The organism is Candidatus Pedobacter colombiensis (assembly GCA_029202485.1).
GTDB lineage: Bacteria > Bacteroidota > Bacteroidia > Sphingobacteriales > Sphingobacteriaceae > Pedobacter > Pedobacter colombiensis.
In genome coordinates this window covers 67,487-91,846 of the sequence record CP119313.1, presented here as the reverse complement: position 1 = coordinate 91,846, position 24,360 = coordinate 67,487, and the positions used below count along the sequence as shown (strand labels likewise).

At 38.7% G+C, this 24,360-nt stretch carries 23 protein-coding genes; 12 read left to right on the top strand and 11 right to left on the bottom strand.

Translation table 11 applies throughout. From position 1 onward, the window contains the following. Positions 1-282: 282 nt before the first annotated feature. The 4 genes from P0Y49_00395 to uvrB all read right to left on the bottom strand — a co-directional run bounded on the left by P0Y49_00395 (position 283) and on the right by uvrB (position 5,484). Entirely contained in the window at positions 283-2,781 is a 2,499-nt protein-coding gene (locus P0Y49_00395) for a hypothetical protein (protein WEK19613.1), read from the bottom strand. Positions 2,782-2,888: 107 nt separating this feature from the next. Beyond that, positions 2,889-3,137, bottom strand: coding sequence for a DUF4834 domain-containing protein (locus P0Y49_00390; GenBank protein WEK19612.1), 249 nt, complete (start codon positions 3,135-3,137; stop codon positions 2,889-2,891). Positions 3,138-3,231: 94 nt separating this feature from the next. After that, the gene (locus P0Y49_00385) at positions 3,232-3,432 is read right to left on the bottom strand and encodes a YwbE family protein (GenBank protein ID WEK19611.1); all 201 of its coding nucleotides are present in this window, start codon (positions 3,430-3,432) and stop codon (positions 3,232-3,234) included. A 9-nt stretch (positions 3,433-3,441) separates the two neighbouring features. Further along, the gene (uvrB, locus tag P0Y49_00380; protein WEK19610.1) at positions 3,442-5,484 is read right to left on the bottom strand and encodes an excinuclease ABC subunit UvrB; all 2,043 of its coding nucleotides are present in this window, start codon (positions 5,482-5,484) and stop codon (positions 3,442-3,444) included. A gap of 436 nt (positions 5,485-5,920) precedes the next feature. Here uvrB and P0Y49_00375 point away from each other — a divergent pair, with 436 nt between their 5' ends. From P0Y49_00375 to P0Y49_00365, 3 genes are read left to right on the top strand one after another with little or no spacing between them, the layout of a single operon-like run. Further along, a complete protein-coding gene (locus P0Y49_00375; GenBank protein ID WEK19609.1) occupies positions 5,921-6,955 on the top strand; it encodes a hypothetical protein in 1,035 nt (344 codons plus the stop codon). Next, positions 6,936-7,580: a uracil phosphoribosyltransferase gene (gene upp, locus P0Y49_00370; GenBank protein ID WEK19608.1), complete on the top strand. Its 645-nt coding sequence runs from the start codon at positions 6,936-6,938 to the stop codon at positions 7,578-7,580. The genes P0Y49_00375 and upp overlap by 20 nt, the downstream gene beginning before the upstream one ends. Positions 7,581-7,610: 30 nt before the next feature. Further along, positions 7,611-8,300, top strand: a complete 690-nt coding sequence (locus P0Y49_00365; protein ID WEK19607.1) for a YjjG family noncanonical pyrimidine nucleotidase — start codon at positions 7,611-7,613, stop codon at positions 8,298-8,300. Here the strand turns inward: P0Y49_00365 and P0Y49_00360 are convergent. The 5 genes from P0Y49_00360 to P0Y49_00340 all read right to left on the bottom strand — a co-directional run bounded on the left by P0Y49_00360 (position 8,297) and on the right by P0Y49_00340 (position 13,594). Beyond that, a complete protein-coding gene (locus P0Y49_00360; GenBank protein WEK19606.1) occupies positions 8,297-9,559 on the bottom strand; it encodes a glycosyltransferase in 1,263 nt (420 codons plus the stop codon). The genes P0Y49_00365 and P0Y49_00360 overlap by 4 nt on opposite strands. Then, on the bottom strand, positions 9,552-10,301 hold the full coding sequence (locus tag P0Y49_00355; GenBank protein WEK19605.1) for a glycosyltransferase family 2 protein: 750 nt from the start codon (positions 10,299-10,301) through the stop codon (positions 9,552-9,554). The genes P0Y49_00360 and P0Y49_00355 overlap by 8 nt, the downstream gene beginning before the upstream one ends. Before the next feature lie 16 nt (positions 10,302-10,317). Then, entirely contained in the window at positions 10,318-11,580 is a 1,263-nt protein-coding gene (locus tag P0Y49_00350) for a glycosyltransferase (GenBank protein WEK19604.1), read from the bottom strand. Between the two features lie 21 nt (positions 11,581-11,601). Then, a complete protein-coding gene (locus P0Y49_00345) occupies positions 11,602-12,516 on the bottom strand; it encodes a glycosyltransferase (GenBank protein WEK19603.1) in 915 nt (304 codons plus the stop codon). Positions 12,517-12,580: 64 nt separating this feature from the next. Beyond that, a complete protein-coding gene (locus P0Y49_00340) occupies positions 12,581-13,594 on the bottom strand; it encodes a glycosyltransferase (GenBank protein WEK19602.1) in 1,014 nt (337 codons plus the stop codon). Positions 13,595-13,700: 106 nt separating this feature from the next. On the opposite strand from P0Y49_00340, the gene P0Y49_00335 reads away from it, so the two are divergent. After that, entirely contained in the window at positions 13,701-15,185 is a 1,485-nt protein-coding gene (locus P0Y49_00335) for a polysaccharide biosynthesis C-terminal domain-containing protein (GenBank protein ID WEK19601.1), read from the top strand. A gap of 7 nt (positions 15,186-15,192) precedes the next feature. On the opposite strand, the gene P0Y49_00330 is transcribed toward P0Y49_00335, so the two are convergent. Both P0Y49_00330 and typA read right to left on the bottom strand, forming a co-directional pair. Next, entirely contained in the window at positions 15,193-15,972 is a 780-nt protein-coding gene (locus tag P0Y49_00330) for a class I SAM-dependent methyltransferase (GenBank protein ID WEK19600.1), read from the bottom strand. A gap of 160 nt (positions 15,973-16,132) precedes the next feature. Then, the gene (typA, locus tag P0Y49_00325) at positions 16,133-17,938 is read right to left on the bottom strand and encodes a translational GTPase TypA (GenBank protein ID WEK19599.1); all 1,806 of its coding nucleotides are present in this window, start codon (positions 17,936-17,938) and stop codon (positions 16,133-16,135) included. Between the two features lie 148 nt (positions 17,939-18,086). Here typA and P0Y49_00320 point away from each other — a divergent pair, with 148 nt between their 5' ends. The 8 genes from P0Y49_00320 (at position 18,087) to P0Y49_00285 (ending at position 24,341) form a co-directional block, all read left to right on the top strand. Continuing rightward, positions 18,087-18,791, top strand: a complete 705-nt coding sequence (locus tag P0Y49_00320) for an esterase (protein ID WEK19598.1) — start codon at positions 18,087-18,089, stop codon at positions 18,789-18,791. A gap of 67 nt (positions 18,792-18,858) precedes the next feature. Beyond that, positions 18,859-19,962: a carboxylate-amine ligase gene (locus P0Y49_00315; GenBank protein WEK19597.1), complete on the top strand. Its 1,104-nt coding sequence runs from the start codon at positions 18,859-18,861 to the stop codon at positions 19,960-19,962. A gap of 1 nt (position 19,963) precedes the next feature. Continuing rightward, positions 19,964-20,794 (top strand): GMP synthase, encoded by an 831-nt coding sequence (locus P0Y49_00310; GenBank protein ID WEK19596.1) that lies wholly within the window; start codon positions 19,964-19,966, stop codon positions 20,792-20,794. A gap of 1 nt (position 20,795) precedes the next feature. After that, the gene (locus P0Y49_00305) at positions 20,796-21,983 is read left to right on the top strand and encodes a hypothetical protein (protein ID WEK19595.1); all 1,188 of its coding nucleotides are present in this window, start codon (positions 20,796-20,798) and stop codon (positions 21,981-21,983) included. Between the two features lie 50 nt (positions 21,984-22,033). After that, the gene (locus P0Y49_00300; GenBank protein ID WEK19594.1) at positions 22,034-22,192 is read left to right on the top strand and encodes a FeoB-associated Cys-rich membrane protein; all 159 of its coding nucleotides are present in this window, start codon (positions 22,034-22,036) and stop codon (positions 22,190-22,192) included. A 17-nt stretch (positions 22,193-22,209) separates the two neighbouring features. Next, complete coding sequence (locus P0Y49_00295; protein WEK19593.1) at positions 22,210-22,800, top strand: Crp/Fnr family transcriptional regulator; 591 nt, start codon at positions 22,210-22,212, stop codon at positions 22,798-22,800. Positions 22,801-22,888: 88 nt separating this feature from the next. After that, positions 22,889-23,419, top strand: a complete 531-nt coding sequence (locus P0Y49_00290; protein ID WEK19592.1) for a YceI family protein — start codon at positions 22,889-22,891, stop codon at positions 23,417-23,419. Positions 23,420-23,465: 46 nt separating this feature from the next. Next, positions 23,466-24,341 carry a pirin family protein gene (locus tag P0Y49_00285; protein ID WEK19591.1) on the top strand — a complete coding sequence of 292 codons (876 nt, stop codon included), beginning with the start codon at positions 23,466-23,468 and terminating at the stop codon, positions 24,339-24,341. The last annotated feature ends 19 nt before the right edge of the window (positions 24,342-24,360 follow it).

The window sequence follows — 24,360 nt, the reverse complement described above, 5'->3', positions numbered from 1 at the left end:
CCACAGTACTGCAATTTCGCAAGCACAATCCAGAACCGAAAACGAGCCTAAAAGATTTTTTATCACTGCTATTTTTACTTCCATCAACTAAATGTAACAGGAATAAAAATGTGAATATGCGTATGATGCACTTTCCTGCATTTCTTTGCGTTTATTACACCATCCACGCGTTAGATGCAATTTAAATGGCAGAAATATTACCTATCAGTACATAAAAAAAGAGGTTGACCATCTTTTTACCAATGATACAACCTCTTAAATCTGGTTAACAACTAAAATCTGCTAGGCAGCTTTTTTCTTTTTGTTTTCCGTATAAAATGCAAAGCCTAAGCCCACAACCAATAAAATTGATCCGGCTAATGAGATCTTCTCTCCCAAGTAGTAAGATACAGGCTCAAACTTAAATTCGACTTTGTGGTTACCTGCTTCAAGCTGCGCTGCACGTAACACATAGTCAGCTCTGAAATAAGGTTTCTTCAGCCCATCAATGTACATGTTCCACCCTTTATCATAATAGATCTCAGAAAATACAGCGATAACGTCTGTAGGTGCGCTATAAGTGTAAACAAGGTGATCCGGATTATAACTCTCAAGAGTAATCAATGCACCTGTACCCGGACCTAATCGTTTCTCATCAATCAGTTTTTTATACCTTAAATCAACTATCGCCTCTTGTTTTGGATCGAAACTGCTAATCGCCTTCATCTCCTCATCAGCGTCTTTTGCAAACTGAATATGGGGCACGATCCAGGCATGTCCCGCAGCAGTAGCATTACGTTGCATTTTGTAAGAACCATTTTGAGGATCTTGAGTAATGATGTACTTGGTATTTAACATATCCAGCACATCCTGATTAACACTTTTAGAAAACTGGTGATCAATCAGCTCCTGGTAACGTTTTAACTTCGCAGCATGATATCCACCAATTGTTTTATGAAATGCTGAAGGACTAGCATCCATAAAAGTATTTACTGTCAAATCCAACACCCTAAAATCAGGATCTTTATCCGCACTAATAAAAGTATCTACATCTCTAGGCTGATAATGATTGGCTAAGTCACTTTTACTTGAAAAATTACTATTATTCAAATAACGACGATCCACCTGCCACATATCGATTAATACTGCTAAGGTTAATAAACCAAATGCCAGTTGCATATTCATTTTTTTAGTAATGAATGCCCAAATCAATGCAAAACCTATGGCGATAAAAATGAATGAACGGAAAGCATCTGCACGAGCAATAGCGATCCTGTCTTCGATCAGTGCATTTACGATTTTATGTGCAAGTGCTGCGTTATTTTGTAAGGTCTGAGTTAATGCCTGCACAATCTGCTGATGGTTTTCTGTTGTAAAACTGAAAAACAAGGTCGGTGCTATTGCTACGATTAATGCAAAACCACCTGTGATACCGGCAGACCATTGCAATTTTTTAACAAGTATTTTTTGGTCAATCTTACCATCCTGCACTTCTTTTAAAGCAAGTATAGCCAGCAAAGGCACCATCAATCCAACTACAGCTAAAATAGATTCAACTGCTCTAAACTTGTTGTACAATGGGAAATAATCGAAGAATAAGTTTGACAACAGCGGGAAGTTTTTACCGAATGACAATAGGACAAACAATACAGTTGTAGCCAATATCCACCACTTTAAGTGACTTCTTACAATAAATAATCCGAATATGAACAAGAAGCAGATAATGGCACCAAAGTAATATCCACCAGAAGTTCCGGGTTTTTCGCCCCAATACTGCTGCATGTTTAAAGGTTGCTGTGCCAATTGCTGGATAGCTTGCATCGTTTGATTAGGATCACCTCCTGTAACCTCCGACAAAGCCTTATACATATGGCTTTCAGGCTTAACCAATTCATTTATACTGGTCGCCCCTCCATATAAATCTGGAATTAGAAAGGTAAAACTTTCCCCAATTCCCTGGCTCCAGCCAAAAGCATAATCCTTAGCCTTAGCATTGCTCTCACTACCTTCTCCAGCCGCAGCAGTTAAATTAGATTTCCCTCTATTCGTTTCATTGGCATATTCTGCAGTAGTCCACAATACACTTGCATTTACCATTAAGGCCAAGACCAATGCACCCGCCAGAACTCCGAAAGCCTTACCTAGTGCAGGAAGTGTTTTTGCCTTATAAGCCTGATAAATTTCGATCCCAGCAAAGATAAGGACAGATAAGAACAGATAATAAGCCATCTGTATGTGATTTGCCCTGATCAATAATGCCAGAAACAAAGCGGTCAACGTTCCACCAACCCAGTATCGTCCGCGTAAGGTTAAAATAAACCCGGCGATAATCGGCGCAAAAAAGCCTATTGCAAGCACCTTATTGTTGTGTCCGGCACTTATTAGCACAAAATTATACAGTGTAAATGCAAATGCGATTGCACCTGCGGCGGCCAGCCATGGATTGACCTTTAATACGATAAATAAAAAATAAGCACCGGTTAACAGCAATAAAACTGTACCTACAGGGCTCGGCAATGTGCTTGTTACAAACTTGATACCATAAGTAGCTCCATTATAAGCATATTGAGCCCAAATCTGGTAAGCCGGCATACCACCAAACATTTGATTGGTCCATAAAGGAGCCTTACCGTCTTTATCTTTGTAATGCATGATCTCCGTTTGCATGGCCTTAGCCTGCAATACGTCGCTTTGAGCAGGAGCTTTGCCTTGTAATACAGGACTGAAATAGACGAAACAGATGATTACAAAAAATCCAAATATGGCAAGATGAATGCCATTCGCTTTTAACCAGTTATTCATTAAGGTTTGTTTAAGATTAAACTAACCCCAAACTTAGATAAAATGATTTATTTTTATCGGCCTCTGAGAACTTTTTTAAAAAAAATCTTTAGCGTAAAGAAACAGGGCTATTTCAGCTCTTCGTAATCTACAAAATCGCCTAGATTATCTGTTTTACCTGTTTTAGGTTTTGGAGGCATATAGTCAATTGAAATTGATCCTTCGGGTTTGGTATACTGTTGTCTCGCCTGGTTTTGTGCTTGCTGCTGTACCTTGCTGAATAAGTTCCTCAATACCAAAGGAAATATCAAACGAATGATAATACGTATGATGTAAAGTATTAGTACAGTGATTAATATGAATTTTATAAATCCCATGTTATTATTTTAACTTTTATAATATAGACGGAGTTGAAATCTTAATATTACAGCACCGTTCAGTTTATTGCATAGCAATTACAATACCATTGGCTTAATTGTCATCTACAATAGCAGCCACCCTGCCGATTTGTCCGTCTTCCAACCGCACTTTAATACCACGTGAGTGAAATGATGCCGAGGTAAGCAAATTTGCAACAATACCTCTTGTTAGTTTTCCACTTCGCTGGTCTTTCTTAAGGATGATATCCACTTCTAACCCCGGGTATATATCCTTTCTGCTCTTTCCGTCCATTTTACAAACTTACGACTTAGCAAATCGTTCTTCAAACATTTTTTCCATGGCAAACATTTCATCCCGCAAGCGGGCAGCCAATAAAAAGTCCATATCCTTTGCTGCTTTACTCATGTCCTTACGCGTTTTATCAATTGACTTCTGCATTTCGGCCTTAGTCATATATTGAACAATCGGATCAGCAGCCATGCTCACCTGATCAACCTCAATGTAGGGTTTAGCGCGTTTCGTTTCACCCGAAGAGAAGTCGAGCACCGAAGTTTGCTCCAGAATCGCTTCACGGCTTTTCCCTACAGTTTTAGGTACAATACCATTTTCGAGGTTATAAGCAACCTGTTTATCCCTACGTCTGTTGGTTTCTTCTATAGTACGTGCCATGGAGTCTGTCATCTTATCGGCATACATGATTACCCTACCCCTATCATTTCTTGCGGCCCTTCCTATGGTTTGGATTAAGGCCCGATCCGAACGAAGGAAACCTTCTTTATCGGCATCTAAAATAGCAACCAGCGACACCTCTGGCAAATCCAATCCTTCCCTTAGCAGGTTGATTCCGATCAACACGTCAAATTCGCCTAAACGCAGGCCACGTAAAATCTCTACACGCTCTAATGTTTTAACTTCAGAATGGATATAACGCACTTTAATGTTCAACCGATCCATATATTTGGTCAACTCTTCGGCCATCCGCTTAGTTAACGTAGTTACCAATACGCGATCTCCATTTTTTATCGTTTTATCGATTTCATCCAGTAAATCGTCTACCTGGTTAATGGCCGGACGCACTTCAATTAAAGGGTCCAGTAATCCTGTTGGTCTGATCACTTGCTCAATAACCACACCTTCTGATTTTTGCAACTCGTAGTCTGCCGGCGTAGCGCTCACATAGATCGTTTGCGGTGCAAGGGCTTCAAACTCATCAAAATTCAGCGGCCTGTTGTCCAATGCCGAAGGTAAACGGAAACCATATTCAACCAGCGACATCTTCCGCGACCTATCACCACCATACATGGCCCTGATTTGAGGTACGGTAACGTGACTTTCGTCGATTACCATTAAATAATCATCCGGGAAATAATCCAGCAAACAGAAGGGGCGCATACCTGGTGATCTCCCATCGAAAAACCGGGAATAATTTTCAATTCCTGAGCAATACCCCAGTTCTTTCATCATCTCGATATCGAAATTAACCCGTTCTTCCAACCTTTTTGCCTCCAGCAGATGCCTATCGCCAATCAACTGATTTTTGCGTACCTCTAATTCTTCTTGTATACCCCAAATGGACGAATTAAATCTATCCTTAGGTGTAACAAACAAATTGGCCGGGTAAATAGCCATATCTTCCAACTTCTCGAGCGTTTTCCCCGTCACCGGATCTATTACACTTAGCTCTTCAATATCATCACCGAAAAAAGAAATGCGATAGGCACTATCCAGATATGCGGGAAAAATATCTACGGTATCTCCTTTTACCCTAAATGTTCCACGTTTAAAGTCAGTGGTGGTACGTGCATATAAAATCTCGACCAGACTATGTAAAAAGGAATTTCTGGAAATCCGAGTCCCTACTGAAAAGCGGAATACAGACCTCGAAAAATCCTCGGGATTACCCATACCGTAAATACAGGAGATGGAAGAAACAACGATGATATCCCTCCGACCGGACATTAAAGCCGATGTGGTACGCAATCTGAGTTTTTCTATTTCCTCATTGATGCTTAAATCTTTCTCTATATAGGTATTGGTGCTGGGCATAAATGCCTCAGGTTGATAGTAATCGTAATAGGATACAAAATAGTTCACTGCATTTTCGGGGAAGAATTGTTTAAATTCTCCATAAAGTTGAGCAGCAAGTGTTTTATTATGACTCAGAATTAGTGTTGGTTTTTGAGTTTCCTGAATGACGTTGGCAATGGTAAACGTTTTTCCGGATCCTGTTACACCTAATAATGTCTGATAATGCTCTTCGTTGTTTACACCTTCAACTAGCTGTTTAATGGCATTGGGCTGGTCTCCAGTGGGACTGTAATCGGAAACAATATTAAATTTCATCCGTAAAGTATATTTAAGACAGGCGCTCCTGTTCTGAAGAACCTGGAACTATCAAATGTAAGGATTATTTATTTCAGTGATCCATAAGGTCCAGGGATTAAACACTGGGATGACAGAGCTTTGGAATAAAAAGCTCCTCTGAACAATCGTAAAACACTAATTAAAAACCACAATAATATTGTCGGTTAAAACCAGCAATATTATTGTATTTTTGCATACTAGAACCGACAAAATAAAATTATGGAACCTTTATCAATATCAGGATAATTTATTGATGAAGCGCATAAATATCCCGCCTGGCCAAGAGAACTGAAAAATATTTAGATGCCCCACTTTGGCTGTTTGGGTTTCTGTATTAATATACAATACTGAATATCAAACATAAGAATATTTTTAAAGCCATGTGATTTGACTATTTATATGTTAAATTTATGTTATGAAACTTTTGGTTTACGTTCCGCAGCTTAGTCCGCGCATAAAGTACATCTTCAGCTTTATATTTAACGATATACTGAAGACAGAGGTAGGTTTTACCCTAAAGCCTGAAGAGTTTATACAATCCAAACTGCCCAAACTCAGCTATGCCCCAAAACCCATTGGGGACGAACTGTTTTTTAAAAGCACAAGCCTGCTGCTGGACCATAAAATAACTGATCAGCAGATTAAAACGACAACCTTCGGAGAGCAAAAAGTCCCCTTCCCGGTTCAAGGAAGTACACTCCCGTTCGATGTATTTGCAGCCGCTTTCTACTTTTTAAGCCGATATGAGGAATACCTCCCATCGAGCCCTCATCCGCATAAGCTATTTCCTGCTGAAACCAGTTTACAATATCAGCTTGGTATTTTAAAACTACCTATTATAGACGGCTGGGCTTTAATTCTTAAAAACATTCTGGCAAAGCATTTCCCTTCCCTATTGTTTGGGGACAAACATTTTTCTTTTAATCCCATTTACTCCATTCACCAAGCCCCTAAACCAAAAGACAAGAACATCATCTCCAATACCATTACTTACATTAGGACTTTTATTGACAGAACACGAACCAAAAAAAAAGAAAGACTGGCAGATATCGGTCGTCTGATAGCCGATATGGAGCAATATGGTTTTGTGCAAAATTCCCGTTTTTTTATCCCTCAAAAGAATGAACACCATTTTGAACCAAACATACAAATACCCAAAAGCTATGTTAAACTAACAAAGCACAAAGCCCGGAATGATTACAGTATGCATTATCCTAATTATTCTGGCTTCAGGGCGGGCACATGCACTCCTTTCTATTGGTATGATTTACAACTGGATACCAATACTCAACTACTCCTGCATCCTGTTGCCGCTACCGATATCACTTTGTTAAGCAACAAAACAAGAGAAGACTTGTTATTACAAATAAATGAGCTGATAGACAGTGTTAAACTGGTTAACGGTAATTTTTATTTTTTATCTTTATGCAATGATATTCGACCTCAGTAAAACCAATTCTATTGCAAATGTTTTTATCGCTGAGATCAGGGATGAACAAATTCAAAAGGATCCGATGCGTTTTCGCACCAATATGGAGCGGATAGGAGAATATTTTGCATTCGAGATTAGTAAAACCCTTAATTACCAGGAAACAGAAACACAAACTCCATTGGGCGTTGCTAAAACCGTGCAATTGACTGAACAACCTATTCTGGCTACGATTACCCGTGCCGGAATACCCATGCACAAAGGCATGCTCAATATTTTTGACCGTGCAGAATGTGCATTTGTCGCGGCCTATCGAAAAGCACATAAAAGTGGTCACTTTGAAATCGCTATAGAATATATTTCATCCCCTGATCTGACAGATAGAATAGTCATCATGGTTGATCCAATGTTGGCGACGGGCATGAGTATGGTACTCTGCTGTAAAGAATTGATGGGCAGGTATAAAGTTAAAGAACTGCATATTGTTTCTGCAATTGCCAGCGCAGAGGGTATTAGGCATGTAAGGGCAAATTTACCTAAAGCAAAATTATGGCTGGGTGCAATTGATGAAGAAATGACGAGTAAATCGTACATTGTGCCCGGATTAGGCGACGCAGGAGATCTGGCTTATGGAGCCAAGGTTTAGTAGGTTGCCAGCCTTTTAAACATTATTAAAATGATCAAACATATATTCTTCGACCTGGATCATACCATTTGGGATTTTGACCGAAATGCAGAAGAAACCTTAAGAGAGCTATATCAGCTGTATCAGCTTGAACAACTGGGCCTCCATTCATGTGAGGAATTTATTGCTACCTACACCGAAAATAACCATCGCCTGTGGGCAGAATACCATGTAGGCAGAATCACCAAGGAGCAACTGAGGTCGGAAAGGTTTCATAAGACTTTCAGACAGCTGGGTGTTAAACCAGATAAAATACCCACACAGTTTGAGGAAGATTATGTGCGCATCAGTCCTACTAAAACCAATCTTTTTTGGGGTTCGGAAAAAGTGCTGGGCTATCTTTACGAAAAATATGCACTTCATATTATCTCTAATGGTTTTAAAGAAACTACACTGACTAAAATGAATGTTTCGGGTTTAAATCCTTACTTTCAGAATGTTATCATTTCTGAAGATGTAGGGGTAAACAAGCCACACAAAGCTATTTTTGAATATGCTTTAAATAAAGCTTCGGCCAAAAAACATGAGAGCATCATGATTGGTGATAGCCTGGAAGCTGATATTCGTGGAGCACAGGATTATGGAATAAAAGCCATTTATTTTAACCCATTAAAAAAAGAAAAACCCAGTGATGTGGAATGGCAAATCTCTAATCTGGAAGAGTTAATGCTACATTTTTAGGACATTAATTTATTGTAAAGCTCAATATGCTGCCGGGCAATAACCTGACTACTGAATTTCGAAACTGCCCAGGATCTGGCCTGAAGGGAAAGGGCTGTGCCATCAGCCTCATTTAGTATCCATTGAACGCCCGCGGCAAGTGACTTGGTATCGTATAGTTTTGCCAGGTAACCATTTTCTTTATGAACTACCACATCCGGAACACCGGATGTATTAAAACCTGCTACAGGTGTTCCACACGAAAGACTCTCTAATGCGGTATATCCCATACTTTCTTCAATTGAAGGAAATAAAAATACATCTGCAGCGCTATAAAGTTTAATCAGCAAATCGTCATTATCTATTCTTCCTGCAAATTTATATGGGATGGGAATGTTGAGGTCTATTCCTTCTCCGTTACTCCCATAAAACAACAGCAGCAGCTTATCTTTATCTACACCAGGGTCAGCACATAAATACTGAATCGTTTCTTGAAGCTCCTTCAGCCCTTTATGTCTGTCATCCGTTGAAGGCATATAACCTGCAAGTATAACCTTAACTCCCAAATCAATCCCCAACTCCCTTCGGCTTTCTCCTTTATCTGCAGGCTTAAAAAAATCTGTATCCAGCGCATTCGAAATCACGTGACCTGTATGATTTTTAGTCAATGAAGCCTCGCTTGCACATTTCCCCATCCAGGTACTTGGCGATATGATACTGAAATTTACTTTTGAGTAGGCTTTTTGTTTTGACTTCCAGGTTTTATGAGAAAAATCATTTTTATTACTGTTTTTTAGCACGGGACAATTGCCACATTCATATAAGTACTGCTGACAGGTATAACGAACATGACAGCCCCCGGTTAAAGGATTACTATCATGAAATGTCCACACAATTGGTTTATTCAGTTGACCCAACTCTCCAATAAATTTCGGCGATAAAAACCCATGATTAATCCAGTGCAAATGAATAATATCAGTATCTTTAACCAAAGGATGATTAACAATCGAACTCCCAAACCATTGCAAGGAAAAAGGAATTTTAACAGCCTTAGTTACGGCTTTAGAAAGATACCTTTCTGCCAGAATATTTACGATGGCTTTAGCTTTTTGAAAAGGACTTTTACTAAATACTTCCGTTACAGCGCTCTCTTTAAATTTAAAGTAAGTCATTATTCTGGAATCTATCCCATTAGCATTTAGCGCATCATTTAACCGCAAACATGCTCTACCGGCTCCACCATTGCCTTCATATGTATTTATATGTAGTACCTTAATCATTAGTTCTTCTATGCCTGATGTAATACTGCGCAAGATTAAAGGATATAAAAATATGGTTAATAAGATTTGGGATCAGCCCATAATATTTTGTAAATATCCGAAACCTTTCTTTTAAACTCGCCAGTTGCTTTTTCTTGGAAATGCCTCCAACAAGATATTTTGCTACATAAGTATGTGTATTTACGATACTAGATGCATTTTTGGCTGCACTGATGATCCAGTCGATATCTCCACTATATTTATATTGCAAATCAAATTTGCCAGCAATACTTCGCTTAACATATATAGCCTGATGACTGATATTCATCCCATACTTGAAACTTTGCCAGTTGAAATTTTCTGGTGCACGATGCCTTCTTTGTCCCAGACTTTCCCATTTTTCATTAAACATTTCGGTTTCACCGTAATAAATATCAGCTGAGGCTGCAGTTTCAAATACCTCTGCAACCGTTTCAGGAGCATAGATCTCATCCCCGGAATTCATAAACAACACATAATCACCGGTTGCCAGTGAAAGTCCTTTGTTCATCGCATCATAAATACCCTTATCAGGCTCAGAAATAAATTGTGCCAACCTCGATTTATGATTATAGATCAGGTCCTTCGTCCCATCATTAGAGGCTCCATCAATAATAATATATTCTATATTACCATAGGTTTGGTTCAGGACAGAAAGCATGGTCCGCTCAATATCCTTTACATTATTATAAACGATGGTGATGACGCTTAACTTTGGCTGCATGGGGCTTAAAAACTATTTATTTCGGTTGGAGATCAATAAGTGACTGATACAATAATAAGTGTTTTTCTGCAATAACAGGCTCTGAGAATTCAGTTAATATCATTCTTCGGGCTTCTTTTTGTATATCAGGTGTATTTTCATCATGATACAACCATTCCACACCGGTTGCAAGATCTTCTGTAGAACCACATTCAGCCAGGTAACCATTCTCCAGGTGTTTTATCATCTGTTGAACCTCACCTTTTTTAAAGGCAACCACAGGAGTGGCACAAGAAAGACTTTCTATTACCCCATTTGGCAGCTGCTCTGTTACCGAGGAAACCAAAAAGATGTCTGCTGCAGAATAGCATTTAGCCAAATGTTCATCGTTACTAATCTCCCCTAAAAATGTTGTTTTGAAAGGGAATTCGACATTGGTCTTATTCCTCAATACAACCAGCTCAATCTCCCCTTTATCAAGTCCGGGCCTACTTGCCAAATCATTCAATGCTTCCATCAGATAGGATCTATCGCTAAATATATCATCCTGAAAAGACATAGAACCAATCATGACAACAAACTTATCAGGACTTATCTTTAAAACCTTTTTTGCTTCAGTTTTAAGGTAAGGCTTAAATACATTTGTTGCTATTGAATTCGGAATCATCGTCACTTCCCTAAACCCCATTAAACTACTCAATTTCACTGCTCCTGCAATCAGGTTATCTGATGCAACAATATGACAGTTTAATTCAGAGTAGGCTTTCTTTTTACGCAGCCAGGTTTGATGAGAAAAATCATTCTTTCCACTTATTTTTAGCATCGGGCAAAGGCCACATTCCTTGTGATAGTGTTCGCAACCCTGATGATCATGACAACCTCCTGTAAAGGCGCTACTATCGTAAAACGTCCATACAATAGGTTTTTCAAGTTCATCTAGCTGCGCCAAAAATTTAGGTGATAAGAACCCATCATTTATCCAATGAATATGAATAACATCAGCATTTTTTATTAGGGGGTTCTGTACGACAGCACAGCCAAACCTTTGTGCCGAAAACCCAATTTTAGTGCGCTTTACTAAAGCCTTAGATAAGTATCGTTCTGCAAAAGTACTTAATGTAGCCTTTACACGGCCAAGAATTGTACCTGATATTGCTTTTACATTAGGCTGAGCATCAAACTTATGAAGGCAAATTGCAACGGAATTGGCACCCAGCTGTTTTAAACTTTTATTCAACCTTAAAACTGCAGCGCCTCCTATTCCGTGTCCATCATAAGTATTTAGATGTATAATCTTCAATTCAGCTCCCCCTTCTGCACCTTACATGCGTTTCAATTTTGTAAATACATGATTTAAATACCGTACACCACGTTGCCAATAAGATCCCTTGCGGTGTTTTAAGAAATGTCTTACGGCCTTATAACCTGGCTTGTACTCTTCTAATTGATCCGGAAATTCTGTTATCCTGAAATTGTTGATTGCTCCTTCATAAATGGTACTGACACCGGAATGAACCCCAGAGCCATCATGTCCTATATTTTCTATTAAAGATAAGGCCGGATTTACTGAAAGTCCTTTATTTAAAAATACAGACGAATACCATCTTATTGCCCATGAGTTATTTCTTCCATGTTTAAACTCCATAACGTGCTTCCAGAAATTCATCCCACCCTCAAGTTCAAACTGATACTTCGACTGTTCATCAAATCTGGCGATGATTTTATCGATATCCGGTTCAAAGTTTTTCCATGCCCTATCCCAGGTAGCCCAAGCCTGACTACTGGCTATCCTCAGGAAAAATGTCTGCGGAAGGTTTGCATCAGGAATCGGATACATGTAAGCCGTAACGTGCATCACCTTTTCTACATCATTGTATTTATTTAATGTATCATTAAAATACTGAAGTGTATATGGTGAAGTGAGTACATCGTCTTCCAAAACAATAGTTCTTCCATATTCCTTAGACAATCTGCTTACTCCTTCAATAACGGAATTGGCAAGTCCATAATTACGTTCCCGCTCTATTACTTCGACAGATTTGAAACCGGTAATGCTGTGTGCTAAATCCCGCACTGCTTTTACATTTTCATCTTCGCCACTGTTGCGTGCGCCATCAGAAAAGATAAACAGCCGGGAATCTTCCGCAAGGTTATTCTTTTGAAGAGCATTGAGTGTTCTGCGCGTATGATCAGGACGATTGTAAACAAAAAGAGCAATAGGAGCAAAGTTTTGCATTTGCAATGGGTTAATTAATTATAATATGAACGCTGACAATGGTTAAGAAATTGTATGCTCAAATCTAACTATATTTTTCTGGATTTACCATTCCCAACTTCCCTTCCAGTCCATCCTGAATAGCCCCCAAAAGCTTCTTATAGTTTGTTTGTTTAGCCGTAAGCTTACTTATCAACCATTGTTTCAGTAAAAAAAGTCTCTTGTTAATACCATAAATAGTGTGGTTAGTAACATTAAACCTTGAATAAAAGTATATGCTATTCCGCACCTGATAATAAGTTCTAAAACTCCACAAATCTAAATACATCGACCGCCAGAAATGCTTAACATACTTAATACCATAAGACTTATCGACATCGGTAATCTGACTGGCTGGGACAAGCCATATCGTACTTCCCTTTTCTGTCATTCTATAGGTATATTCCGAATCATCAGCATATACAAAAAAACGCTCATCCGGGTAGCCAATCAAATCAACCATCCGCTTATGAAAAAACATACCACCATAAGGTGCATAAGCCATAGCGGCCTTTTCTTTAAAATCTCTTTGCTTATTAAAGCTATCCCTAAATTTATAATACTGATTAACCGGCACTCTAAATAAATTAAAGCCCATAAAACTATTCTTAACCAGTAAAAATCGATTTGCATCTTCGCCCTGTCCAATCTGCACATGCTGTTTTCGATCTAAACGGAGGGAAAATAAGGCTTTCTGATCGTCATCGGCTTGTGTTGAAGCCCATACATCCGTAAGCTTTTCAAGTGCATCCGGAGCAGGAAGATTATCATCATCCAGTAACCACACAAAATTGGCTTCAGTTTCTTTCATAAAACACTCCAATCCAGCCTTATAGCCACCGGAAGATCCTAAATTCTCTGTATGGGTAAGCACCTTAATCCGAGAATCCAGCAGCAGTGCACAGTTTTGCGCCACGTTGTAGGTAGAAGCATTATCTACGATTATGACATCTGTTACATTTTCCAAGGCAGTAACACCCTTCAGCACCTGTTCTAAAAATTGCCACCTATTACTATAGGTAACAATTAACACACAAATATTATATGTTATCTTTGCCATCTTATCCAGACAAGTTTACAACATATATACACATATTACAATATAAGGCGATATTTAATTGTAGAAAAGGATAAGTAATTTAAGTTAAAAACGATCTAAGTAACGGATGGGCATTATTCAGCAACAAACATTAAAAGGAACCTTTTATTCATATCTCGGTATTTTATTAGGTTTTTTTTCCAGTTACCTTATACAACCTCATGTCCTTACCCCGGAGCAGATAGGTTTAATTAGCATACTTACCTCATTTTCAATTCTGTTTGCCCAGGTTGCCGTACTTGGGTTTAATGCAACAGCAAGGATTTTCCCATATTTCAGGGACTCCAAAAACCATAACAATGGCTATCTTGGATTAGCCTGTTTAATTTCTATTACCGGCTTTATCGTCTTCTGCATAGCAGCATACTTCCTAAAAGATCAAATCATTCAACAAAAGGGCTCCGAGAACAATCTTTTTGAAACTTACTACTGGTATTTAATTCCTTTAACATTCTTTACCATGCTGTTCAATATTCTGGAATTATACTCCAGAATGCTCTACGATACCATCGCAGGAAGAGTATTAAAAGAATTTACCCAACGTATATTTCTACTGGCCGCCTTATTGCTCTTGCTCTTTAAATCGGTAGACTTTGAGACTTTTATGTGGATATGGCTCCTGTGCAATATCATCCCAACAGGAATGATCGCCTTTCGGCTATACAAAAGAAATCAACTATCATTCCGTCTGAACTTTCAGTTTCTAGATCCTTCGATAAGGAGACAAATAATTCACCTGTGCTTTTTCGGAATCCTCACCGGAACCTCCCCATATATTATTGAAAATATTGATAAATATATGATCAATGAGAAGTTTGGACTTGGAGACGCCGGTGTTTATTCACTCGCATTTACATTTGGAACCATCATTAGCTTACCCAGGCGATCTTTGTATAGCATCGCCTATACTGTTATTGCTGAAGCCTGGAAAAACGAAAACATTCAGGAAATTAAATCCGTATATAAAAAAAGTTGTATCACCCAACTCATAACCACACTTTTCTTGTTTTTACTGATCTGGGCCAATATTCATAATATTTATTATACCCTACCGCCGGAGTATGCCTCTGGAAGATACGTGATCTTTTTCATTGGGCTAGGCTATCTGATCGATTCGGCAACCGGTGTAAATGGAGTAATTCTGGCTACATCCAAATTTTATAAATACGACTCTTTCTTCAATGTTGCCCTGATAGGGGTCGTTATTGCAGCAAACCTGATATTCATCCCACGATATGGCATAACAGGGGCCGCTATAGCATCAGCAATCACCCTATTTATTTTTAACCTATCCAGGTACCTATTCATTTTAGTCCTGTTTAAAATGCAGCCCTTTACTTACAAAACGCCACTTACCATATTTACCGGCATAGTGATTTATTTTTTGGTAAACACCATCCCCCCCCTCGCCAACTTTATTGTAGATGGCGCATTGCGTCTGACATTGATCACACTACTCTTTGGAGGAACCATTTACATCCTTAAATTGTCTGAAGACATCAATGGATTAATTGACGACCTCACCAAAAAATATCTACTGAATAAAAAATAAGTTGAGGCTAGTTTAAATTACCCTTATCATTTGTAATAAATTTATTCTCAGGCCTTCCAAAGAGCCTTCCTTTGATCTTCATCCATAGGGATTCTTTTTTCAATTCAGGAGGAGTGTAGGGTGCAATCACTTTTTTGCCCTTTCTGATGTGAAAAGCATTTGGACGTTTTAGTTTTTCAAAAACAACTACACTATCAAAGAAAGAAATACAATTGATGTGATCTGTTATTTCATTTAAAGTCAGCTTATCCTGCTTCAGAATATGATCCCTATATAAAGAATCGATCAGGTTTTTCGAGTACTCAATAAAGGTACTTGGTTTCTTCAAACCACCATGAAATTCATACCAGTAAGAGGTATGTGTATCTTCAACAAGATATACACCGCCTTCCTTAACTTTTAAATACAGCATTTCAAATGAAACCTTTTGTTGTATCATAGTATGCCCGCCATCATCAATAACAATATCCAGATCAGGCAACTCCTCGATAACTTTGCTTAAAAATTTAGGATCACTTTGAGAACCAATGAACACCTTAGTATTCTCATCTTCAAACTGCTTACATTCCGGATTGATATCCATGGCGAAGATATTTATATCATCACCAAAATATTTCTTCCACATCTGAAGCGAACCACCATGGGAAATCCCAATTTCAAGAATATTGACCTTCTTACCTTTAAATTTAGAGAAGTACCTTTCGTAAATTTCAAAATAATGATCCCACTTATGAATCAAGCGACCATCATGCTGATAAAAAATATCTCTTAAATTATTATTTTCCATGTTTAAAGTTGTTAACATTCTCAAATGTATTAAAACTTTACAAATATGCTCGGTGTTTTTGCAGAATGTTAAAGCAGATACGGTTCGTCCTGAATCAGTTTTTAAACAAAAAAAATGCCCTAATTTACTTAGGGCACCTTCATTTATTAGATCTTACGAATTATACAAATTTCTTAGCGTTGATTTTACGCTCATTCTCAGTTAAATAGATTTTACGTAAACGCATGCTTGCTGGTGTAACCTCGATGTACTCATCAGCCTGAATATACTCCATAGCCTCCTCCAATGAGAATTTAATCGCTGGAGCAATACGAGTGTTGTCATCAGTACCTGAAGCACGCATATTGGTTAAAGCTTTACCTTTAACAATATTGATCACTAAATCGTTATCACGGATGTGCTCACCAAGGATCTGACCTTCGTAAATATCTACTCCCGGATCAACGAAGAAACGACCACGATCCTGTAATTTATCAATTGAATAAGCAGTAGTAGTACCTTTATCCATAGAAATCAATACACCGTTTAACCTACCAGGGATAGCACCTTTCCAAGGCTCGTAAGCTTTGAAACGGTGAGCCATAATGGCCTCTCCTGCTGTTGCAGTTAATACGTTATTTCTTAAACCGATGATACCACGTGAAGGAATCTCGAATTCTAAGTGCTGTAAATCACCTTTAGGTTCCATGATCAGCAACTCGCCTTTACGTTGAGTAACCAATTCAATAACCTTACCGGCAACTTCACCTGGAACATCAACAATCAAAGTCTCAACTGGCTCACATTTCTTACCATCAATTTCTTTAACGATAACCTGTGGCTGACCTACCTGAATTTCGTAACCTTCGCGACGCATAGTCTCGATCAATACTGATAAATGGAGGATACCCCTTCCATATACCAAATAAGAATCAGGAGATTCTGTCTCAACCACTTTAAGGGCTAAGTTTTTCTCCATCTCTTTATATAAACGCTCTCTGATACGTTGAGAAGTAACGAATTTACCTTCTTTACCAAAAAACGGCGAGTTATTGATTGTGAACAACATGTTCATCGTAGGCTCATCGATTTTGATAACAGGTAATTGTTCCGGAGCATCAAAATCAGCAATGGTATCACCAATCTCAAATCCTTCAATACCTACAACTGCGCAGATATCACCTGATTTTACTTCAGTTGTACGAATTTTACCTAATCCTTCGAAAGTATATAATTCTTTTACTCTTGACTTCACAACCTTACCATCACGTTTAATTAACGTAACTGGTTGGTTTTCTTTAATGCTACCTCGGTGTACACGTCCAATTGCAATACGACCTACGAAAGATGAATAATCCAAAGAAGTGATTTGCATTTGTAAAGTTCCATCATTTGTTGGTGCAGGAGGAATATTAGCAACAACTGCGTCTAAAAGCGCAAAAATATCAGTAGTAGGTACTTTCCAGTCAGTACTCATCCATCCTTGTTTAGATGAACCATAAATTACAGGGAAGTCTAACTGGTCTTCTGTAGCCTCTAAGTTGAAGAACAATTCAAAGATTTGCTCATAAACTTCCTCAGGGCGACAGTTTTCTTTATCTACCTTATTTACAACAACAATTGGCTTTAATCCTAAAGCTAGAGCTTTTTGCGTTACGAAACGTGTTTGAGGCATTGCACCTTCAAAAGCATCACACAACAACAAAACTCCATCAGCCATTTTCAATACACGCTCAACCTCACCACCGAAATCGGCGTGACCAGGGGTATCGATAATGTTGATCTTAACATCCTTGTATTTAACGGAAACATTCTTTGAAACGATCGTGATTCCTCTTTCACGCTCCAAATCATTATTGTCAAGTATTAAATCTCCCGATTGTTCATTATCACGGAAGATTGAACAAGAGTGTAAGATCTTATCAACCAGTGTAGTTTTACCGTGGTCAACGTGGGCTATGATAGCTATATTTCTAATTTTTTGCATAAAATGCGTCTGATTTTTGGCGCAAAGATAAGGTTTATTATCGATATATCAAGCAATTAGCTAGAACAGAATGTTAGAAGGCCAGCAAAAAACACTTGGTCACATAAATATGTTTATATGTCATTCAAAGCAATCTAATTTTTTCATTATGGAGGAAGTACATAAAAAATGGTATAGTCATAACCTGAATGCCGATTTTGAACTCCTCGCTTTTGGACATAGTGGTTATCCTATACTGCTTTTCCCCACAGGCACGGGCGGCTATGCTGAGCACAAGGATTTAAAAATGATAGACTCCATCAGCTGGTTCATTGATGAAGGAAAGGTTAAAGTCTATTGTGTGGATAGCATTGACCGGCAAAGCTGGTATAATAAAGACATCGAGCCAGCCGACAGGGTAAAACAACATATCCGATACGACAAATTACTCTTAGAGGAGGTGTCAACCATGGCCAGAAAAGAAACAGGGCATTCAAAAATCATTACTGCAGGTTGTAGTTTCGGCGGGTATCATGCTGCAAACTTTGCCTTCAGACACCCCTGGCTGGTCAGCCACATGTTTAGCATGAGTGGATCATTTGACATCAAAAGCCACCTTGATGGCTTTTACAATGACGAAGTATATTTTAACAATCCAGTTGATTTTGTCCCGAACGACGACAATCCTGAACTATGGCAGATGAAGATCATATTAGGCACTTCGGATAAAGACATTTGCCGTGGAGACAATGAGCGATTCTCTCAAACTTTAAATGAAAAAGGAATGACCCATTGGCTGGACCTAAGACACAATGCGGATCATGACTGGCCGATATGGCGACAGATGCTCCCTGAATATCTTGCCAAATTGTGAGAATTCCCTACCTTCAGGTCATAAATTATTGCAAGCCATCCATGGCCATGTTTAAAAAGGGAAGATAATGAACGATTTTACACTCGGAATTGAAGAAGAATACATGGTGATAGACCCGATAACCAGGGAACTCACATCGCATGACCAAAAAATAGTTGAAGCGGCTCAAAAGATCTATAAGGATCAGGTAAAAGCAGAAATGCACCAGGCTGTAGTAGAAGTAGGCACTGGGATTTGTAAAAATACAGAACAAGCCCGCGAAGAGATATCACAATTGCGGTACACCGTTTCACAACTAGCTGGCGAACTGGACTTGCAAATTGGTGCTGCAGGTACCCACCCTTTTTCACATTGGGAAAAACAATTGATTACAGAACATCCACGATACAGCGATATTGTAAATGAATTACAGGAAGCTGCCCGTTCTAATCTGATTTTTGGTCTGCATGTACATGTAGGCTTTCAATCAAGAGAGCTAGCCATACATATTGCCAACCAGGTACGTTATTTTTTACCGCATGTGTTTGCCCTATCTACCAACTCCCCTTTTTGGGAAGGCCGGAATACTGGCTATAAATCTTACAGAACCAAAATATTCGACAAATTCCCACGCACAGGTATCCCTGATATTTTTAACAGCATTGAGGATTATGATAACTATGTGAAATTGTTGATCAAGACCAATAGTATTGACAATGCTAAAAAGATTTGGTGGGACATCAGGGTCCATCCTTATTTTCAAACCATAGAGTTTAGAATCTGCGATTGTCCTATGCTGATTGATGAAACAATGGCTTTAACAGCCCTATTTCAGGCATTGTGTGCCAAACTTTACAAGTTACGTTTGCAGAATATGGAATTTATCACCTATTCAAGAGCATTGATCAATGAAAATAAATGGAGGGCTGCCCGCTATGGCATCGACGGAAGCCTGATCGACTTTGGTAAAGAAATGGAAGTGAATTGCCGTAACCTGATATTGGAATTATTGGATTTTATTGATGATGTAGTCGACGAGCTGGGTTGCAGAAATGAGATTAACTATCTGCTGAAAATGCTGGAAAATGGAACCGGAGCAGATAGGCAGCTGGCTGTTTACAAAGAATCTGGCACCTTCGAAGCGGTAGTAGATTATGTGACTTCGCAGACATTAGTGGGCGCAAAACAATGATATGACTGATAAGAACAAGATAAAAATTGCGGTTATCGATATGAATAACGGGACTGCCAACGAGGGGATGCGTTGTATTCAGGATATCTTGTTGCATTATCAGAAAGAGACGGAGACCGCCTTATCATTTGATGTTTTTGATTTGAGGCAGAATGGTGAAATACCGGACTTGAATTATGATATATACATTTCTAGCGGCGGACCAGGCAGTCCGTATGAAGGTGAAGGCTTACAATGGGAAAATGACTTTTTTAACCTGCTTAACCATGTTGAATCGTTTAATGAAAATAATAAACAGCGTAAAAAATATGTTTTCTTAATTTGCCATTCTTTCCAAATGGCCTGCCGAAAATTTGGCTTTGGCCATGTTACCAAACGACAATCAACCGCTTTGGGCATCTTCCCTGTGTCTTTAACGGAAGAAGGCAAAAAAGACTCCTTATTCAACAACTTGCCTAATCCCCTTTACATATTCGACAGTCGCAATTGGCAAGTCACCGAGGCTGATAATGCCTCCTCTAATGTAATAAATGCTAAAGTTCTGGCTCTTGAAAAAGACAGGCCGCATATTGATCTGGAACGTTGCGTGATGGCTGTTCGTTTTACTAAAGAAATTGTTGGCACCCAATTCCATCCGGAAGCTGACCCCATCGGGATAAAACTATATATGCTACAGGAAGACAAAAAGAATGCTATCATAGAAAATCATGGTGAGAAGAAATATAATGATATGCTCAATAGCCTTGATGACCCTAAACGCATTGCTTTGACACAACATGCCATTTTGCCAAATTTTTTAAATGAAGCCTTAAACACTTTACGGGAAATTTGACATGATAGAACATTATAGAAGCAGTTTTAACACTTTATTTTCTGAAAAAAAATACAACGCCCTCATAAAAAATCTGGAAAAAGGTTTTGTAAAGATCCCATTTAGGGTTGCAGAAACCCCTGTATTTATACCTGAAGATTTAAAAAAGCAGTTAATTGCTGCAGGAGCAGAAATTATAGCGCTTATTAAACAGCCTGATTTTAAAACCCTAACAAAAAATGCTATCCCTGCAGAATGGAATGTAGCAGATGAGAACGATCATCCACATTTTCTGGCCTTCGATTTTGGCATCTGCAAAGATCCTCAGGGGAATCTGATACCGAAATTAATTGAGATGCAGGGCTTCCCTTCCCTTTATGGCTTTCAGGCTCATTTAGCCAAAACTTACAAAACAACATTTCACTTATCCAATCGTTTAACTCCCTATTTTAGCGGGCTTAATGAGCTTCAATATATTGATTTACTGAAAGAGGTCATCTTAGGAAAGCATCAACCACATGAGGTTGCAATAATGGATATTGATGCCCCGAAACAAAAAACACTTATTGATTTCTTAATCACCAGTTCATTTCTTGGCGTAAAAGTACTGAGCCTAACCGATATCTTTAAAGAGGGCCGCAATCTATTTTATGAGGAAAATGACAAAAAGGTAAAGCTAAAAAGGATTTACAACCGGCTTATATTTGATGAGATTGCTGACCAAACCGGGTTGTTTAAAGATAGCTTTGATCCGCGCGAACCACTAAATATAGAGTGGATTACTCATCCTAACTGGTTTTACAGAATCAGTAAGTACACCATACCCTTCCTCAAAAGTAAATTTGTTCCTGAAACGCATTTTCTAAATACGATAACCGACATCCCTTTTGATCTGGAGAATTATGTGTTGAAACCTTTATTCTCTTTTGCCGGAATTGGTGTAATTATTGATGTTACACCAGCTGATATCAGTAACATAAAAGACCCTCAGAACTGGATTTTGCAGAGGAAGGTGATTTATGAACCTGTAGTAAAAGCTCCTGATGATGGTATAAAAGTAGAAATCAGATTAATGTATTTATGGGCAGATGGCCAGGAGCCCAAACTTTGTATTAATCTGACCAGGTTAAGCAGAGGTAAAATGATTGGCGTAAGGCACAATAAAGATTTTGACTGGGTAGGTGGCACTATCGGTTTAATGGAAGACTAAATTTACATTTAACAGACCCCATTTGCGCTGGGGCTTATTATTTTTGCTCTATGGATATTCAAACCATTTTAGTGATTTTACTATTTGTTGGAGCCATATTTTATGTGGGTCGCATCATTTATCGTGCTGTATCTCCTAAAAGTGGAGGTTGTGCCTCGAATTGCAAATGCGGGGTTGATTTTTCTAATATCGAACCCAACAAAAAATAGATTTCATCTATAAATATATGCTGGAGCAGTTTAAAGCCTATTTACAGAACAAAGTAGCCATAACAGATGAGCAGTTTGCGCTTATTTCCGGCAAACTAAAGATAAAGACCTTTGAAAAGAATGAAATGATCCTGATGAAAGGTGAAGTTTCGGCGCATGGTTATTTTGTAATGAGCGGGTTATTGCGCAGTTACTCCATAGATAGCAAAGGAAAAACACATATCATTCAGTTTGCACCTGAGCAATGGTGGCTCTCCGACCGTAATGGTATGCTTTTTAATGAGGCATCTGACTTTTTTATTGACGCCATAGAGCGTACTGAAGCTGTGGTCATACCCAAGGACTACATCAATGACTCGGCGAAGATTGTTCCCTGCATGCATGATCTAAACCATACCATTCTCAACAATTCAATCAGGTTCATGCAGAAACGGATCAATATGCTCCTGAGTGCAACTGCCGAAGAGCGCTACCTGAACTTCATTAAGCTCTACCCAAACCTTACCTTAAGGGTGCCACAATGGATGATAGCCTCTTACCTGGGCATCACACCTGAATCGCTAAGTAGAGTTCGCAAAGACCTGGCACATAAGCATTTTAAAACTTAACACTTTCTTATCATACATCAATGTCCTGCTAAACATATCGTCTTAATTTTGTGTTGTTAATTAAAGAAATATATAAAACAACAATATTATGGCAACTACAACCTGGGCATTAGACCCTACCCACAGCGAACTACAGTTTAAAGTAAAACACTTGATGATCACTACTGTAACTGGTAGCATGAATGTGTTGACTGCAACATTAACCTCTGAATCAGACGATTTCCAGAACGCCCATGTTAAGTTTGAAGCTGAAACAGGATCAATTGACACTGGAAATGCAGATCGTGATACACACTTGAGAAGCGGCGACTTCTTTAATGCAGATGAATTTCCAAAAGTTAGCTTTGATTCTACTTCCTTCATTAAAGATGGAAGTGATTATACACTAGAAGGCAATTTAACCATTAGAGATGTAACCAAACCTGTTAAGTTGGATGTAGAATTTGGCGGTATCGCGACTGATCCATGGGGAAATACTAAAGCCGGATTTACCCTAAGCGGAAAAATCAAAAGAACAGATTTCGGTTTAACCTGGAATGCTGCATTAGAAACAGGTGGTGTAATGGTAAGTGAAGATGTAAGGATTTTAGGTGAGTTACAATTCGTAAAACAAGCCTAAAAAGAATAAAAAAATGCATCCAGCCGTAAAGAGAAAGGAGACAAAGATGGAAGCAAATATTAAACAGGTGTCGGCCGTACTAAATCCGCCGGCACCTCATATGGTTGGTGATGGATTTAGGGTGCATAATTTTTTCCCTGGCGGGTACAAGATAAAAATGAGCCCATTTTTTCTACTCGATTACAATGCTAAAATAGGATTTTCAGCTAGAAATGAGCCTAGAGGCGTGGGTGTGCATCCACATAGGGGATTCGAAACCGTAACCATTGCCTATCATGGTGCTGTTGCGCATCACGATAGTGCGGGCAATAGTGGTATCATTTATCCCGGTGATGTACAATGGATGACTGCAGCTAGAGGAATATTGCATAAAGAATTCCATGAAGCAGAATACAGCAAAAAAGGAGGTGATTTTCAGATGGTGCAACTATGGGTTAATTTACCTGCAAAGGATAAAATGAGTCCACCAAAATATCAGGGCATTAAACATGAACATATTGCCAAACATGATTTACCTGATAACGGCGGTACAATTGAAGTAATCGCCGGATCATACCAGGGCACAAAAGGCTCTGTCAGCACATTCTCGCCCATTAACGTGTTCAATGCACGCCTGAATAAAGGCGGAAAGGCTGAGTTTAGCTTTCCAGCAGACCACAATACAGGGTTTGTAATTATTGAGGGCAGCATAAAAATAAATGGTTCAGAAGTAGCTGACACAGATAAGTTTGTTCATTTTAAAAATGAAGGTACTGAGATTAAAATTGAAGCTTTAGAAAACAGCATAATCTTAATCCTTAGTGGTGAGCCAATTAATGAGCCCATTGCACAATACGGCCCTTTTCTGATGAATACAGCTGAAGAAATACAACAGGCCATAAGTGATTATAACCAAGGTAAATTTGGGTACCTGGAAGAATAAGAAATAACCGTTTTCTTTG